Raw genomic sequence first — 16,477 nt, forward strand, 5'->3', positions numbered from 1 at the left:
CAAGTGGTTTGGCCGGTGTTGATCTATGATGCCCGTCACAAATCGGACAATGTATCCAGGGGATTTCCCGGAAAACTGCGGAAAATTCGATCCGGCAGTCGGAACGACCCTTCTGACGTGGCACAATAAGCCACATGACTGGACTCGGAGTACGACTCGTGGCGCGTCGCCATGTCGACTTCAAGCGTGTCTGCAGCGCGAGCTGTCTGTCCGGAAGCCTCCGGTAGATCGGCTCCCATTCTCCCGGAATCCGGCGTCTCCCTGACGCCGTATAGAGCCGGTTCTCTGATATCGGAGGCGTGAGCCAGCCCCTCCCGCCTGCCCGCAAGACCTTCAGGAGCGACCCCCATGACGTCGAGCACCGACGCCACCAGTTCCGATACGCCGCAGACTGTGCCCGATTCGGCGCAGCCCGTCCGGCGTGAGCGCACGGCCCGTCCGGTGAAGCGCAAGTCGGAGGGCCAGTGGGCGCTCGGCTACCGCGAGCCGCTCAACGCCAACGAGCAGTCCAAGAAGGACGACAACCCGCTCAATGTGCGCGCCCGCATCGAGAACATCTACTCGAAGCAGGGTTTCGACTCGATCGACAAGAGCGACCTGCGCGGCCGCATGCGCTGGTGGGGTCTCTACACCCAGCGTGAGCAGGGCTACGACGGCACCTACACCGGCGACGAGAACATCGACCTGCTCGAGGCCCGCTACTTCATGATGCGGGTGCGGTGCGACGCGGGCGCGCTGAACCTCGCCCAGTTGCGCACCCTCGCGGGCATCTCCACCGAGTTCGGCCGCGACACCGCCGACCTGTCGGACCGTGAGAACGTCCAGTACCACTGGATCGAGATCGAGAACGTGCCGGAGATCTGGCGTCGCCTCGAAGCGGTCGGCCTGCAGACCACCGAGGCGTGCGGCGACTGCCCGCGTGTCGTGCTGGGTTCGCCGCTGGCCGGTGAGTCGCTCACCGAGATCCTCGACCCGACCCCGGCCATCGACGAGATCGTCAAGCGCTACATCGGCAAGAAGGAATACTCCAACCTGCCGCGCAAGTTCAAGACCGCCATCTCCGGCCAGCAGGACGTGGTCCACGAGATCAACGACGTCGCCTTCGTGGGCGTCGAGCATCCGGAGCACGGGCCCGGCCTGGACCTGTGGGTCGGCGGCGGCCTGTCCACCAACCCGATGCTGGCCCAGCGCCTCGGCGCGTGGGTGCCGCTCGACGAGGTTCCGGACGTGTGGGAAGCGGTCGTCTCGCTGTTCCGCGACTACGGCTACCGCCGCCTGCGAACCAAGGCCCGCCTCAAGTTCCTGGTCAAGGACTGGGGTGTGGAGAAGTTCCGTCAGGTGCTCGAGGACGAGTACCTGAAGCGCAAGCTGATCGACGGCCCCGCGCCGGTGCAGCCGGAGCGCCCGATCGACCACATCGGTGTGCAGAAGCTGCGCAACGGCCTCAACGCCATCGGCTTCTCCCCCATCGCCGGTCGCGTGTCGGGCACCATCCTGACCCAGGTCGCCGACGCCGTCGAGGCGGTCGGTTCGGACCGGGTGCGTTTCACCCCCTACCAGAAGCTCATCGTCCTCGACGTCCCCGACGACAAGGTCGAGCAGCTGATCGACGCGCTGGAACCGCTGGGCCTGCACGGCCGTCCGTCCATCTGGCGGCGGAACCTGCTGGCGTGCAGCGGCATCGAGTTCTGCAAGCTGTCGTTCACCGAGACCCGCAAGCGCTCGCAGGTGCTGGCGCCGGAGCTGGAGCAGCGGCTCGCGGACATCAACGCGCAGCTCGACGTCCCGATCACGATCAACATCAACGGCTGCCCCAACTCCTGCGGCCGGTCCCAGATCGCCGACATCGGCTTCAAGGGCCAGCTGGTCGACGACGGTGACGGGAATCAGATCGAGGGCTTCCAGGTTCACCTCGGAGGCAGCCTGGGACTCGACTCCGGCTTCGGCCGGAAGTTGCGCCAGCACAAGGTCACCAGCGAAGAACTGGGCGACTACATCGAGCGCGTGGTGCGCAACTTCGTCAAGAACCGTGACGAGGGTGAGCGTTTCGCCGTCTGGGCTGTCCGTGCCGATGAAGCAGACCTGCGGTAGTTGGGAGAAACATCCATGACCACAACGAAACTCGCCGAGTCCGAGCTGCGCGCCCTGGTCGACAAGGGCAATGCCGAGCTGGGCCCGAACGCGACCGCGCAGGAACTGCTGCAGTGGACCGAGGACACCTTCGGCACCAACTACATCGTGGCCTCGAACATGCAGGACGCGGTCCTGGTGCAGCTGGCCTCGCAGGTCCGCTCCGGCGTGGACGTGCTGTTCCTCGACACCGGCTACCACTTCGCCGAGACCATCGGCACCCGGGACGCGGTCGAGCTGGTCTACGGCGTGAACATCGTGAACGTGCAGCCGGAAAACAGTGTGGCCGAACAGGATCAGCTGCTGGGCAAGGATCTGTTCGCACGTGACGCCGCCGAATGCTGCCGCCTGCGCAAGGTGGTCCCCCTGAAGAAGTCCCTCGTCGGATACAACGCCTGGGTGACCGGCATCCGTCGAGTGGAGGCGCCGACTCGCGCCAACGCACCCCTCATCTCCTACGACGAGGGCTTCGGCCTGGTGAAGATCAATCCGATCGCCGCCTGGTCCGATGACGAGATGGCCTCCTACATCGAGGCCAACGGCATTCTCGTCAATCCCCTTGTGGAAGAGGGCTATCCCTCCATCGGTTGCGCTCCGTGCACGCGGAAGCCGGAACCGGGATCCGACGCGCGATCCGGCCGCTGGGCCGGGCTCGCCAAGACCGAATGCGGGTTGCACGCCTCATGACCTCACTCGAGACTGAATTCGACACCCTGGCCGCGCTCGAATCCGAGTCCATCCACATCTTCCGTGAGGTGGCAGGCGAATTCGAGCGGCCGGTGATCCTCTTCTCCGGCGGCAAGGACTCCACCGTCCTGCTGCACCTGGCGATCAAGGCCTTCTGGCCGGCGCCGCTGCCGTTCGCGCTGCTGCACGTGGACACCGGGCACAACCTGCCCGAGGTCCTCGCGTTCCGCGACAAGGTGGTCGAGAAGTACGGCCTGCGACTGCATGTCGCCTCGGTCGAGGACTACCTCGCCGACGGCCGCCTGACCGAGCGCCCCGACGGCATCCGCAACCCGTTGCAGACGGTGCCGCTGCTGGACGCCATCAACGAGAACCGCTTTGACGCGGTCTTCGGCGGCGGCCGCCGCGACGAGGAGCGTTCGCGCGCCAAGGAGCGCATCTTCTCGCTGCGCGACGCCTTCGGCCGCTGGGACCCCAAGCGTCAGCGTCCCGAGCTGTGGAACCTGTACAACGGCCGCCACGCTCCGGGCGAGCACGTGCGCGTGTTCCCCATCTCCAACTGGACCGAGCTCGACATCTGGCGCTACATCGCCCGCGAGGACGTGGAGCTGGCCAGCATCTACTACGCCCACGAGCGCCCGGTGTACCAGCGCGACGGCATGTGGATGACCCCCGGCGTGTGGGGCGGTCCGGCCGAGGGTGAGGAGCTGCTGGTCAAGTCGGTGCGCTACCGCACCGTCGGCGACGGATCCACCACCGGCGCCATCATTTCCGACGCCGCCGACAATGACGCGATCCTCGCCGAGGTCGCCGCGTCCCGGCTCACCGAACGTGGCGCTACCCGCGGCGACGACCGTGTCTCCGAGGCCGCCATGGAAGACCGCAAGCGAGAGGGTTACTTCTGATGTCCGACCTGTTGAGACTGGCCACCGCCGGATCGGTCGACGACGGCAAGTCCACCCTGGTCGGACGGCTGCTGTACGACACGAAGTCCGTGCTCGCGGACCAGATCGACGCCGTCACCCGCGCGTCGGTCGACAAGGGTCTGTCGACTCCGGACCTGTCGCTGCTGGTGGACGGCCTGCGCGCCGAGCGCGAGCAGGGCATCACCATCGACGTGGCGTACCGCTACTTCGCCACGCCCGAGCGGTCTTTCGTGCTCGCCGACACCCCGGGCCACGTCCAGTACACCCGCAACACGGTGTCGGGCGCGTCGACGGCGCAGCTGGTGATCCTGCTGGTCGACGCCCGCAAGGGCGTCATCGAGCAGACCCGCCGCCACGCCGCCGTCATGGCGCTGCTGGGCGTGCCGAAGCTGGTGCTGGCCGTGAACAAGATCGACCTGGTCGATGATCCGGCGGGCGTCTTCGACAAGATCAAGACCGAATTCAACGAGCTGGCCGCCAAACTCGGCTGGGCCGCCGAGGACGTGCAGGAGATCCCGGTCTCCGCTCTGCACGGCGACAATGTCGCCTCGCGCTCGGAGAACACCCCCTACTACGACGGGCCCTCGCTCATCGAGCACCTGGAGTCGGTGCCGGTGGACGCGGATGTGCACGGCCGCCACGAGATCGGGCTGCGCTTCCCGGTGCAGTACGTGATCCGGCCTCGCACCGCCGAATACCCCGACTACCGCGGCTACGCGGGTCAGGTCGCGGCGGGCCTGGTGTCCAAGGGCGACGAGGTCGTGGTGCTCCCCTCCGGCACCCGCACCACGGTCGAGCGCATCGACACCCCCAACGGTGAACTCGCCTCGGCGCAGCCGGGCCGCAGCGTCACCCTGGTGCTGGCCGACGACGTGGACGTCTCGCGCGGTGACGTGATCGCCGCCGCCGAGGGCGCTCCCGAGCCGATCGACGCCTTCGACGCCACCGTCTGCTGGCTCGGCGACAAGCCGCTGCGCCCGGGCGCGCGCCTGCTGCTCAAGCACGGCACCCGCACCACGCAGGCCATCGTCGGCGCGCTGATCGAGCGGTTCGACGAGCAGCACCTGGCCGCCGACCCGAACCCGGAGTCGCTGTCGCTCAACGACATCGGCCGCATCTCGGTGCGCGTGGCCGACCCGATCGTGGCCGACGACTACAGCGTCAACCGCCACACCGGCTCGTTCCTGCTGATCGACCCCGCGGGCGGCAACACCCTGGCCGCGGGCCTGGTCGGCGACGCGCTGACCGCGGTCGAAGTCGGAGCCTGAGATGAATCCGCCCGGCAACGGCGCAGTTCCGGCCGTCTGGCCGGGCGGTTCGACCTTCCCCGCCACGCTCGGCAGCGTGGCGACCGTGCGGGCCGGGGCGGCCACCCTGTTCCGCATCGAGCACGCGCCCGCGCTCATCGCCGTCGCGCACGGCAGCCGCGACCCACGGTCGGCGGCGACCATGCGCGAGGTGGTCGCGCGGATCGCGGAGCAGCGGCCGGATCTCGATGTGCGACTGGCGTTCCTGGATCTGAGCACGCCGTCGGTGGATCAGGTCATCGATGCCGTTGCCGCGGACGGGCATTCGCACGCCGTGGTGGTGCCGTTGCTGCTGGGCAACGCGTTCCACGCGCGAGTGGATCTGCCCGGGATGCTGGACGCCGCACGCGACCGGCATCCGCAGCTGCGGCTGACCCAGGCCGAGGTGCTCGGTCCCGATCCGCATCTGATCATCGCGCTGCGCGATCGCATCGCGGCGGCCATGGCCGCGGGCACCGACTTCCGGCCCGCCGCCGTCAGCGAGGCCTCGACCGGACGGCTGCGCCGGACCGCCGGTCCACGCTGGGGCATCGCCGTCGCCGCCGTGGGCTCGACGTCCGCGGTCGCCAACACTCGCACCGGCGACGTGGCGCGGCTGCTCACCGCCATGACCGGCTGGGACACCGAAATCTGTTTCGCCACCACGCAACCCACGGTCGACAAGGCCTTCGCCCGGCTCCGGTCGCGCGGGGCCGAACGCATCCTGGTCGCGCCCTGGTTCCTGGCCCCGGGCCTGCTGACCGACCGCCTGCGCGACGCACTGCCGCTGGTCCGGCACGCCGAGACGATCGGCGCACACCCGCTGCTGGCCGAAGTAGCGCTGGACCGCTACGCCACCGCCGCGCTGCCGCTCGAACTCACCGCCTGACCGGATTCGGCGCCGTGGACCCTCAGTCGACGGTCACTCGTTCCCACGTGTCTCCGCCGTCGAAGGTCAGGTACAGGATGTCCTCGCCATCCGGGGCTTCTCCGACATAGCTCAGTCGGGCGTAACCGGTGGTGGGCGTGAAGAACTCGCTCAACGGGACTGGTTTCCGGGTTCGGGGAACGGCAGGTACGGGATGAGGGAGTGGGCGAGGTTGGTGATGGTCAGTGATTGCAGCCAGACCCGTCCGGGCCCGGTGAGTGCGGCGAGGAACAGCCCGTCGCCGCCGAAGAGTACGTTGCGGACACCCTTCATCATGGTGATGTCGAAATCGACCGAGGCGTCGAACAATCCGACGTGGCCGGGGTGGACGCGCAGGGTCTCGCCGGGGGCCAGGTCGTAGGTGATGACCTCGCCGGAGAGTTCCACCCAGGCATAGCCCTCGCCGCTGAGCCGCTGCAGGGTGAAGCCGCTGCCGCCGAAGATGCCCGCGCCCAGGCGCCGCTGGAAGCTCAGGGCCACCCGGACATCGCCTGCGGCGCAGAGGAATCCGTGCCGGTGGACCAGGTATTCGCGGTCCTTGGCGATCTGGACGGGCAGGATCTGGCCGGGGAGTTTCGCCGCGAAGGACACGCTGCCGGACTGGCGGTGGGCGGTGTATTCGGTCATGAACAGGCCCGCCCCGGCCATGGCCCGGCGGACCGCGCCGAAGACGCCGCCGGCCGCGGCCCGGGTGGAGGTGTTGAGGCGGATGCTCTCGGTCATCCACGACAGCTGGCCCGCTTCGGCGACGAGGCTGTCCCCGGGGTCGAGGGCGACCTCGAGCACCGGCATGACCGTCCCCCGGATTCTGGTGTCCATCAGGCTTCCCCTCCCGCGTGCACAACTCACCCCAGTGTGCCCGACGCCGATCGTGGCGTGATCGTTGTCGACTTGCCATCACGCCGGCGGAGTCAGTAAATTAGGCTTTCCTTACCTAATAGAAGGCTCGACATGCTCCAGATCAGCAGCGCCCGGCAGCACACCGGGACAGCGGGCATCCCGCAGGATTCCTGGGGCATCACGGCCGCGTACGCGCTGCTGGCCACCGGCGCGCTGACCGCCGCCCTCTGGATCGCCGCCCATGTCACCGCGAGCCCCACCGTCCACCACGGCGGCGTGTTCGTCCACCTCGCCTCGCTGGTGGTCGGATTCGGCGGCGTCCTCACCGCCGACTCGTTCGTACTGCGTTGGGCCGCAGGCCGTCTCGACCTCGCGTCGGCACTGCGCGCGGTGAGCCGTCTGCACGTCCCCATCTGGCTGGGCCTGGCCGGACTGGTGGCCAGCGGCTGCGTGCTGGAGCCCGACCTCTCCTCCACCATGACCCGCACCAAGCTGGCGCTGGTCCTGGTGCTGACTCTCAATGGAATTCAGGCCTACTCGCTCAATCGCCGACTCGCCGCGCGCGGCGACGCTCCCCTGACCCCGCGGCTGCTGGCGTGGGGCGCGGCCACCGGGATGGCGTCGCAGGTCTGCTGGTGGGGCGCGACCGCCATCGGCTTCCTCAACGCCCAGCGCTGAACGCCCGCCCGATACGCTGGACGAATGATCAAGGCTGCGGTATTCGATGTGGGCGAGACGCTGATCGACGAGACACGCATCTGGTGCCGCTGGGCCGACTGGCTCGGCGTGCCCCGCTTCGCGTTCCTCGGCGTCATCGGCGGGATGGCGGCCACCGGACGTCCCCTCACCGACGCCTTCGCCCTGTTCCGGCCCGACCTCGACCTGGAGGCCGAGCAAGTGGCCTGGGCCGCCGCGGAACCCGCGAGCCTGCGCAACAACTTCGACGCCGACGACCTCTACCCGGATGTGGTCCGCGCGCTGCGCGAACTGCAGCGGCGCGGGATCACCGTGATCATCGCGGGAAACCAGCCGCCGCAGGCGAAGTCGGCGCTCGAGCGCATGGACCTGCCGGTGGACGCGGTCTACACCTCGGCCGAATGGGAGCTGGAGAAGCCGGATCCCAAGTTCTTCACCAAGGTCGCGGAGGTGGCGGGCGTCGAGCCCGACGAGATCTGCTACGTCGGCGACCGCGTCGACAACGATGTGCTGCCGGTGCTGGCGGCGGGCATGCGGCCGGTGCTGATCCGCCGCGGGCCGTGGGGGTATCTGACCGCCGAGCTGCCGGATGCGGCCCTGGCGACGGTCATCGACAGCCTCGACGAACTGCCCGATCTACTCGCCCCCGCCCGATCCCCCAATACATGACACATCAAGTGTGACGGCCGTTTTCCGCCAGCGGCCGGTCTCCGCGCGGCGTTGACTATGACACGTCAACGAAATCCGCTCTACCGCAAGGAGACGCAGTCATGACCCGGTTCGAATCCAAGGTCGTCCTGATCACCGGTGCCACCTCGGGAGTCGGCGCGGCCGTGGCCCGGCGGATCGCCGCCGAGGGCGGGGCCGTCGTGCTCGGCGCGCGCGGCAAGGAAGCCGGCGACCGCATGGCCGGGGAGATCCGCGCCGCGGGCGGACGGGCGCTGTTCGTCCCCACCGACGTCACCGTCGAAGCCGACGTGGAACGGCTGACCGCCGCGGCGATCACCGAATTCGGCCGCCTGGACGGGGCTTTCAACAACGCGGGCGCGGTCAACGCCTTCGGCCCGGTCCAGGACATCGACGAGGCGGGCTGGCGCGCCGACCTCGAACTGAACCTGACCGCCGTCTATTACGGCCTGCGCCACCAGGTTCCGGCGCTCGCGGCCACCGGCGGGGGCGCGATCCTCAACAACGCCTCCAACCTGGGCGTGGTCGGCATGGCGCAGGTCGCGCCGTACGTGGCCGCCAAACACGGTGTGGTGGGCCTGACCCGCGCCGTCGCCCTGGAAGGGGCGGAGCAGTCCATCCGGGTGAATGCCCTGGTCTCGGGCGCGGTCGACACCCCCGCCTTCCGGAACTCCATGGGCGCCACCCCCGAAGGCGAGGCCGCCATCGCCGCCCTGCACCCGCTGGGCCGCATCGCCCGCCCCGACGAGATCGCCGCCTTCTGCGCCTATCTCCTCAGCGACGAGGCGTCGTTCATCACCGGCGCGGCGCTGGCCGTCGACGGCGGCTTCACCGCCCGCTGACCCGTCGCACACGCGACAGGCCCACCACCGCGCTCCGGGCACTGGAATGCGGGGTGGGCCGGTCACTCTGGCGTCAGGGCCGCGGAGCCCGCAGCGCCCCGCACCCCTGACACCGGTCCACGAGAGGGATTCCCCCTCACTCGACGGGACGAGGCGGGGCGGGCTGGTCGGTCCCGCCACCGCCTGCGTCACCGTGGGAAGCCGGCGGATGGTGGGACGCCACCGCCCGATCTCCCCCGCCACCCTCACCGGCGCGCGGGACAACGCGCCTGGTGAGAGCCAGACCGAAAGCCAACGCCGCCAACGACTGCGATCCCGCGGGCCGCGCCGGACCTCCCGGGCCCGAGGCCCGCGACCGATCCGAGGCCCGCGCCGAGCCCTGCCTGAGCGGGCGGGAAGCGCACTGCCGCAAGGGGTCAGTGTTTGCCACCGCCACCACCACCCTTGCCGCCGCCGCCCATCCCGCCACCGGCTCCACCGCCCATGCCGCCGCCGTGGCTGCCGCCGGTGGAAGAACCGCCCGCGCCGCCCTTGGATGCGCCGCCCTGGGAACCGCCACCGGTCGCGCCGCCCTGAGAACCGCCACCGGTCGCGCCGCTTTGGGAGCCGCCGAGCTTCGAGCCGCCGGGAGATGCTGCGCCGCCGCCGGTTCCAGCGCCGCCAGTGGCCCCGCCGGGCTTCGAACCGCCCTGGTTGGAACCGCCGGGGTTGGAACCGCCCGCATTGGAACCGCCAGGGTTGGAGCCACCCGGATTCGACCCACCAGGGTTGGAACCACCCGGGTTCGAGCCACCAGGGTTGGAACCACCCGGGTTCGAGCCGCCCACGTTGGAGCCACCGGGGTTTGAACCACCAGGGTTGGAACCACCCGGATTCGCGCCACCGGGATTGGAGCCTCCGCCGTTGGAACCGGGTGACGCACCGCCGGTGTTGGCACCAGCGGGGTCGCCGGTCGCACCGCCGCCTGCCGAGGTGCCGCCGCCCGGGTTCGAGGCACCGCCACCGGAAGTCGTGCCACCCGTGGTGGTTCCGCCGGTGCCGCCTGGGGTCGAGGTGCCGGGGGTTCCGGTGCCGGCACCGGTTCCGCCCGTCGCGCCGCCGGGAGTCGTGCCGCCGGGCTGGCCCGAACCCGGCTGGCCCGCACCGGGCTGACCCGCACCGGGCTGACCGCTGCCGGGCTGACCCGCACCGGGCTGACCGCTGCCGGGCTGACCCGCACCGGGCTGACCGCTGCCCGGTTGACCCGCACCGGGCTGGCCACTGCCCGGTTGACCTGCGCCGGGCTGGGTTCCGCCGGGTTGTGTCGTGCCCGGCTGCGTCGTCCCGGGCTGACCGGTGCCCGGTTGGGTTGCGCCAGGGGTGGTTCCGCCGGGCTGGGTGGCGGAGGGGACGCCGGGGATGCTGACCTTGGGGGTCTTGCCGACGTAGCCGCCGATGGTCCAGCCCGCGAGAACGGGGTTCTGGAACGGGAGCGGGTTGGTGAACTGGGCCGGGTTCGCGTAGGTGACAGCCGGATTGGCCAGCGTCAGGGCGCGGGTCTCGCAGTGGCTGCCGCCGCCCGTGGTGTCGACGGGGCGGCCGTTGTACCAGGTGGAGGTGACCGTCGGGGCCTGCGGCGCGTAGCTGCGCACGGCGGCCACGGTGGTGACGGCGTGGGAGCGGGTACCCGCGGGGGCGGTAACGTCGTCGAGGACCATGACGTCCCCGCCGCCGAGGGTCGAGGTGCCGGCGGGCGGGTCGGCGGGTTCGGGGGCGGCCTGCAGTCCGGGCGGCCCGGCGACGGGCCCGCCGAGCACGGTGGCGGCGGACATGGCGAGCGCGGAAGCGACTGCCGCGCCGGAGATCACGGCGGCACGAGGGGCGTAGCGCCCGATGGCGGAACCGGTATCGACGCTGCGAAAGGCCGCGATGGCCGCGCCGACGGCGGCGGTGTGCGCGGGATCGGGCGACATGACGACCGGGCGGCCCAGATCGGCCAGCACGCGTGCCACCTCGGGGGGCCGGGCCGCGCCGCCGATCAGCAGCACCCGGTCGATCTCCTCCATGTGCAGCCCGGCCCGGTGCACGACGGACCGGACCAGGCGTAGCGAATTGCGAATATGCCAGCTGCGCAGCCGGTTCGTGTCGGAGGCGGGCACCACGGCCGAGACCGGCTCGGTCGCGCCGGGCGCGATGCTGCGTGCGTACTTGGCCAGCAGCGCGCCCAGCGGCCGACCGCCGAAGTCGTAGGAGCGTTCGGCGCGGCCGAGGATGCCGCGCTCCTCCACCTCGGCTTCGGTGCGCACCACGGCCAGGTCGAGGCTGTTGCCGCCGAGGTCGTAGACCAGGGTGATCCCGTTCTCCGAGAGGCCGTATTCCTCGTCGAGCCATTCGACTGCGGCGACCGGTTCGGGCATCAGGGTGACGTCCGCCGCGCCGGACCAGTCCAGTGCCCGCCGAATACGGGTGACGAGTTTGTCCGAATAGCAAGCGGGATACGTGGTTACGGCGGGCGCTTCGGGCGCGTGGGATTCGATCAGCCCGTTCACCACCGCCGCGATGAGGTCCGCGGGCGACCAGATGCGGCCCCCGATGACCACCGGGTCGGGATCGGCCGTGAGGTCCGCGAAGTCGGTGACCACCGGCGCGAACCTGGGAACCCCCCCGATCTGCGGGCCGCCGGCGCTGTCGAAGGTGACAGCGGTCCGACGAACCCGCACGGCTGGTCGGTTCCTTTCACCGGCCGTGGTGGCCCATACAGAGTTCACTGTGCCGATGCTCATGCCAAAGCCAACTGTCATTGCTATCCCGTCAACGCACCGAGACCACGGCCCGTCAGGCGTACCAACCATGTGGTCGCGGTCGTTTTCCAAACAGCGCGTTCAGGTTAGCTGGCGTTTGCGGGCATTGAATATCGAATCGGGAGAAAAGATTTCGCGTCCAGTAGCGAAGTTGGCGAATCTACTGGTCAGGCAACCGCCGTAGCAAGATCGAATCCGACTCCCCCATAAAGGCAACCGAACAGTCTTTAGCGATGGCTACATCACAGCGAACATTAAATTCATACCGACCGGTAGGCGAGTAGTGTCCGGAAAACAAAACCGCATCGTCAGTACGGACGGGCGGATTACTGATCACTGGTCGGTAGCTGTCCCGGAATGCCCCACGCCGGCCGCCGTACCGTCCGTGATTCGCGACGAAATCTTCCCTACTACCGGAGATGTCGCTGTGAGCAAACACGGTATTACAACTCGCACAACACCATCGGTACAGCGGACTCGACGGCGTCGGCCGACGTTCGCACAGACCCCCGAGATTCGCAGCAGCGGCGACGCCGGATACGTTGCCCGGCACAAAAAGTCGCGGCGGACCGCCCGGCCGGACCGGACATGACGAAGGCCGCCGCACGCACAGGGGTTGCGCGCGGCGGCCTTCCGAGGGACGACGCCGACAGGGGTGGGGTCAGCGACGCACCATCAGGGACAGCTTGCGCCGGGGCCGGTTGACCGCGCCGCCACGGATGGCGTGCGGCTGCCGCTCACCGACGAGCCGGTCGAAATCGCCCGCGCTGCGGGCGGGCCGGGTCAGCCGCCCGGCATTGAAGTCGTCCACCAGCTGGCGGACCGTCTGCTGCGCGCAGGACTTGTTGGTCCCGATGAACCCGGTCGGGCCGCGCTTGATCCAGCCGGTCACGTACGCGCCGGACACCACCGCGCCGCCGGACTCCTCGAGCACCCGTCCGTCCAGGTTCGGGATGATCCCGGCCCGCTCGTCGAACGGCACGCCCGGCAGCGCCACACCGCGGTAGCCCACCGAGGTCAGCACCAGTCCGGCGTCGAGGGTCTCGACGTCCTCGGTCGGAACCGCGTGCACCGCGCCGTTGTCGCCGGTGACGAGCTCGTTGCGCACCACCTCGACCCCGGTCACCCGGTCCACGCCGGCGATGGTCACCGGCGCCGACAAGTACCGGAACACGATCCGCTTGCGTCCGCCCACGGGCCGATCAGCCAAGCCGTGCAGCAGCTTCAGCTTGTGCTCGACCTTCTGCGACATGCCCTCGACGATCGGCGGCAGCTCGCCCTCGACCACGATGTCGACATCGGCGCCCAGCAGGCCCACGAATTCCGGCACGGTGAAGGCGGATTCGGCCGGACCGCGCCGTCCGAGGATCACGACCTCTTCGATATTGCTGCGCCGCAACGCGTTCAGCGCCCGCTGGGACACGTCGGTGCCGGCCAGCAGTTCCGGATCGGTGGTCAGGATGCGCGCCACGTCCAGCGCCACATTGCCGTTGCCCACGATCACCGCGCGCCGCGCCGACAGGTCGAAGAACCGGCCCGCCTGGTCGGGGTGGCCGTTGTACCAGGCCACGAAGTCGGTGGCGGAGGTGCTGCCGGGCAGCCCCTCACCCGGGATCCCCAGCTTGCGGTCCGAGGACGCGCCGACGGCGTAGATCACCGCGTGGTGGTGCGCCAGCAGTTCCTCGTGCGAAACGTGCTCGCCCACATTGACGTTCAGGTACGAGCCGAAGCCGGGCTGCGCGGAGATCACGTCGAACAGCTCGCCGACCTGGCGGGTCTTGGTGTGGTCGGGCGCGACGCCGAAGCGGGCCAGACCGTAGGGCGTGGTCACCTTGTCGAACACGGTCACCGACACGCCGGGCTGGGTGAGCAGTTCGTCGGCGGCGTACATGGCCGACGGGCCCGAGCCGATCACGGCCACCCGCAACGGTTCCCGGCCGGGCTTGACCTCGGCCGCGGGAATCGGCAGGGCCAGGAGCGGCCGCGGCCGTTCCTGGCGGTAGAAGTCGGCGTTGATCTCGATGAACGGCAGCTGCGCTTCGGTCAGCTTCTTCGAGGAGGTGATGGCGTCCACCGGGCAGGCGGTCGCGCACGCCCCGCAGTCCACACAGGCCTGCGGGTCGACGTAGAGCATTTCCGCGGTCAGGAAGTCCGGCTCGTCGGGAGTCGGATGGATGCAGTTGACCGGGCAGGCGTAGACGCACGAGGCGTCGCTGCAACAGGATTGAGTGACAACGTACGGCACTGTACGTCCCCTTCCTACGCGACCTTGCCGGAGCGGATGGGCTCCGAGCGGTAGCGCGACACCGGGCCGGAGATGCCGAGCAGCTTCCAGACCCGCTTGGAGATCGGGTTCATCAGACCGATCTCGTCGGCGAGGGCGCGCACATCGATGAAGTAGTCGGCGAAGACCTGCTTGGCCTCCTTGGAGCCGTAGAACAGCTCCTTGCGGACCGTCTCCGGGATGTCGAACTCCTGGAAGAACTTCTTCGGCGGGGTCGCGATGGACCGGCCCAGGATGAACATGATGACGGGCATGGCGATCGAGAGGATGAAGCGCTCGGCCGCGTTGCGCTCCGGCACGTGGTGCTTGAGGAACTCGTGCGCGAAGGAGATGTGGCGGGCTTCCTCGGCGACGTGGATGCTCATCACGCCGCGCATGATCGGGTGGACTTCCTCGCCCGAGCGCAGGATCTGCTTCTGGATGTGGTCGATCGGCTCCTCGCCGGCGAGCACGGCCATGAAGAACAGGTTCGGGAAGGCGACCGCGACGGGCACGCCGAGCAGGCGCAGCTGGCGGACGAGCGGGCCCATGCCCGGGACGTCCACGCCGATGCGGTTCACCATCTCCTGGAACATCAGGGTGTGGTTGAGTTCCTCGGCCATCTCGTGGGTGCAGTAGCGGAATTCCGCGTCACCGTTGGGCAGCGAGAAGGTGTGGTTGACCATGCCGCTGATCAGGATGGACTCGAACTGCAGGCCGACCTTGGCGATATTGGCCTGGCGGTACTTGCCGACCGCGATCTGCTGCTCCACCGTCAGCGACTGGTACCAGTCGTGGCGGCCCAGCGGGTCCGCGGACTCCGGCAGGATCCAGCGCTCGGGGCGGGCGTTGGAATCGAAGTCCGGGTTGTCCCAGTCGATGTCCTCGTAGGGGTCGAAGTGCTTGTTCACCGACCCTTCCGAGAGCAGCAGCAGCTTGTTGGCGTACTCCTGAGCTTCGGCAACCACGGGGTCGTCAAGGGGGGTCGTGGTCGGAGACATCGTCGTCACCTCTCCAGTCAGTGGCGTTATGTGTACCCAATAGTTACACCAAACTGGAGGGGCGTCAACAACAGTTCGCAAGATGCTTGCACGAGTTAGCGCTCCCCCGCCTCCCCGGCACTTCAGCGGACGACCGAGAGCCGTCGACCGGCACGCACCCGCCCTGCGGTCAGGTGGCGAACCGATGTTGGACGTACCCGACGAGTTACCCATACGGCACGAAATCAGTGCTTACCTGGGGGACGAAAGATCAAGTCAGAGCGCAGCCACCCGGGTGACACGCCGGAAGAATCCGGTCAGCGCATGATGCTTATGGCCCGCCGACTCCCGGGCCAGGAGTGCTTGCCGGGCCGCGATGGCCGCGCCGTCGGCGATGGTCCGTTCCGGGTCCGCGGAGACCACCACGGGACGCGCCAGCTCCTTGGCCAGCACCTGCGCCACCTCGGGCGGCCGTGCGGCCCCGCCGACCACCAGGATCCGATCCACATCGGCCATGGTGACGTCCGCGATCCCCAGGCACTGGTAGACCAGGGCGAGCGAACGGCGAATGTGGTCGGCACGCAGTTCCCCGGAGTCCGCGTCCGACAGCCCGCGCGGCACCACCGGCGAGCCCGCGGTCCGCCGCAGCGTACGCGCCACCATGTCGCCGAAGGCGCGGCCGCCGTAATCGGCCGAGTGCAGCGGCATGCCGACGACCGGATTGCTGGGCGCGCCCATGCCGACGCGCAGCAGCGTGACGTCCAGCCCGGCCCCGCCGAGGTCGTAGACCAGCGCCAATCCCGGTGTGAGCGGCCCGCGTTCGGCGGCCAGCCAGGACGCGGCCGCGATCGGCTCGGCCACCAGGGTGGCCCGGTCCAGGCCCACGCCGTCCAGCGCGGTGCGCAGATCGGCGATCAGAGTGGCGGAGTAACCGGCCGGATGGGTCACCGCGATACCGGTCTCCCCGTGGTCCAGCACCCCCGCCGGGGGTTTGCCCAGCACCTCCGCGACCACGCTGTAGGCCACGGTGGCCACCAGATCCGCGGCCGAGAGCGCCCGGTGCCCGACCCGCGCCATCGGCGCGCCGCGCTGGCCGAGATCGGCGAAATCGGTGATGACGCGCCCGTGCCGGGGAATGCGCCCGACGCGGGCGGTCCCGGAACTGTCGAAGGTGAGGGTGGTGCGCCAGGTGGCCGGAGGAATGCCTCGACGGCCGGGCGGCAGCTTTCCGGTTCGATCGGCCGCCGTGGAGCAGACCGTGTTGACCGTGCCGATACTCAAACCCACACCGAACGCCATCATCCACCTCGATCGACGAGTCCATCGGGCCGAGCGTTCGCACCGGCCGTCGAACTCGACCCGAATTCATGCAACTCCCGCGCCGGATGCTTGCCAACCACCGGACACGCGATTGTCCGCACGTGCGCCGCCG

General features: G+C 69.4%; 14 protein-coding genes. 8 read left to right on the top strand and 6 right to left on the bottom strand.

Annotated elements, in window-relative coordinates; translation table 11 throughout:
• Positions 1-348: 348 nt before the first annotated feature.
• Genes ACQP06_RS26565 through ACQP06_RS26585 form a run of 5 tightly spaced genes read left to right on the top strand, consistent with a single transcriptional unit; the run spans position 349 to position 5,918 of the window.
• Entirely contained in the window at positions 349-2,091 is a 1,743-nt protein-coding gene (locus ACQP06_RS26565; protein ID WP_433667133.1) for a nitrite/sulfite reductase, read from the top strand.
• Between the two features lie 15 nt (positions 2,092-2,106).
• Positions 2,107-2,817, top strand: a complete 711-nt coding sequence (locus tag ACQP06_RS26570) for a phosphoadenylyl-sulfate reductase (protein ID WP_433667134.1) — start codon at positions 2,107-2,109, stop codon at positions 2,815-2,817.
• A complete protein-coding gene (gene cysD, locus ACQP06_RS26575) occupies positions 2,796-3,722 on the top strand; it encodes a sulfate adenylyltransferase subunit CysD (RefSeq protein WP_357086249.1) in 927 nt (308 codons plus the stop codon). Before ACQP06_RS26570 ends, cysD begins: the two co-directional genes overlap by 22 nt.
• Positions 3,722-5,011 (top strand): sulfate adenylyltransferase subunit 1, encoded by a 1,290-nt coding sequence (locus ACQP06_RS26580; RefSeq protein WP_433667135.1) that lies wholly within the window; start codon positions 3,722-3,724, stop codon positions 5,009-5,011. Before cysD ends, ACQP06_RS26580 begins: the two co-directional genes overlap by 1 nt.
• Position 5,012: 1 nt before the next feature.
• Positions 5,013-5,918: a sirohydrochlorin chelatase gene (locus tag ACQP06_RS26585; RefSeq protein ID WP_433667136.1), complete on the top strand. Its 906-nt coding sequence runs from the start codon at positions 5,013-5,015 to the stop codon at positions 5,916-5,918.
• A 22-nt stretch (positions 5,919-5,940) separates the two neighbouring features.
• Here the strand turns inward: ACQP06_RS26585 and ACQP06_RS26590 are convergent, their stop codons facing one another.
• A complete protein-coding gene (locus ACQP06_RS26590) occupies positions 5,941-6,072 on the bottom strand; it encodes a hypothetical protein (protein WP_433667137.1) in 132 nt (43 codons plus the stop codon).
• The gene (locus tag ACQP06_RS26595) at positions 6,069-6,776 is read right to left on the bottom strand and encodes a TIGR00266 family protein (RefSeq protein WP_433667138.1); all 708 of its coding nucleotides are present in this window, start codon (positions 6,774-6,776) and stop codon (positions 6,069-6,071) included. Before ACQP06_RS26595 ends, ACQP06_RS26590 begins: the two co-directional genes overlap by 4 nt.
• A gap of 132 nt (positions 6,777-6,908) precedes the next feature.
• Between ACQP06_RS26595 and ACQP06_RS26600 the strand changes: the two genes are divergently transcribed.
• From ACQP06_RS26600 to ACQP06_RS26610, 3 genes are all read left to right on the top strand, one after another.
• The gene (locus ACQP06_RS26600) at positions 6,909-7,475 is read left to right on the top strand and encodes a hypothetical protein (protein ID WP_433667139.1); all 567 of its coding nucleotides are present in this window, start codon (positions 6,909-6,911) and stop codon (positions 7,473-7,475) included.
• Positions 7,476-7,499: 24 nt separating this feature from the next.
• Positions 7,500-8,162 carry an HAD family hydrolase gene (locus tag ACQP06_RS26605; RefSeq protein WP_433667140.1) on the top strand — a complete coding sequence of 221 codons (663 nt, stop codon included), beginning with the start codon at positions 7,500-7,502 and terminating at the stop codon, positions 8,160-8,162.
• 101 nt (positions 8,163-8,263) lie between these two features.
• Entirely contained in the window at positions 8,264-9,022 is a 759-nt protein-coding gene (locus ACQP06_RS26610) for an SDR family NAD(P)-dependent oxidoreductase (protein ID WP_433667141.1), read from the top strand.
• A gap of 416 nt (positions 9,023-9,438) precedes the next feature.
• On the opposite strand, the gene ACQP06_RS26615 is transcribed toward ACQP06_RS26610, so the two are convergent.
• The 4 genes from ACQP06_RS26615 to ACQP06_RS26630 form a co-directional block, all read right to left on the bottom strand.
• Complete coding sequence (locus ACQP06_RS26615) at positions 9,439-11,721, bottom strand: Hsp70 family protein (RefSeq protein WP_433667142.1); 2,283 nt, start codon at positions 11,719-11,721, stop codon at positions 9,439-9,441.
• 742 nt (positions 11,722-12,463) lie between these two features.
• Complete coding sequence (locus tag ACQP06_RS26620) at positions 12,464-14,047, bottom strand: FAD-dependent oxidoreductase (RefSeq protein WP_433667143.1); 1,584 nt, start codon at positions 14,045-14,047, stop codon at positions 12,464-12,466.
• 14 nt (positions 14,048-14,061) lie between these two features.
• Complete coding sequence (locus ACQP06_RS26625) at positions 14,062-15,066, bottom strand: AurF N-oxygenase family protein (protein WP_433667144.1); 1,005 nt, start codon at positions 15,064-15,066, stop codon at positions 14,062-14,064.
• Between the two features lie 255 nt (positions 15,067-15,321).
• Positions 15,322-16,344 (bottom strand): Hsp70 family protein, encoded by a 1,023-nt coding sequence (locus ACQP06_RS26630; protein WP_433667145.1) that lies wholly within the window; start codon positions 16,342-16,344, stop codon positions 15,322-15,324.
• Positions 16,345-16,477 lie beyond the last annotated feature (133 nt).

The organism is Nocardia sp. CA-136227 (assembly GCF_050955695.1).
Taxonomy (GTDB): Bacteria; Actinomycetota; Actinomycetes; order Mycobacteriales; family Mycobacteriaceae; genus Nocardia.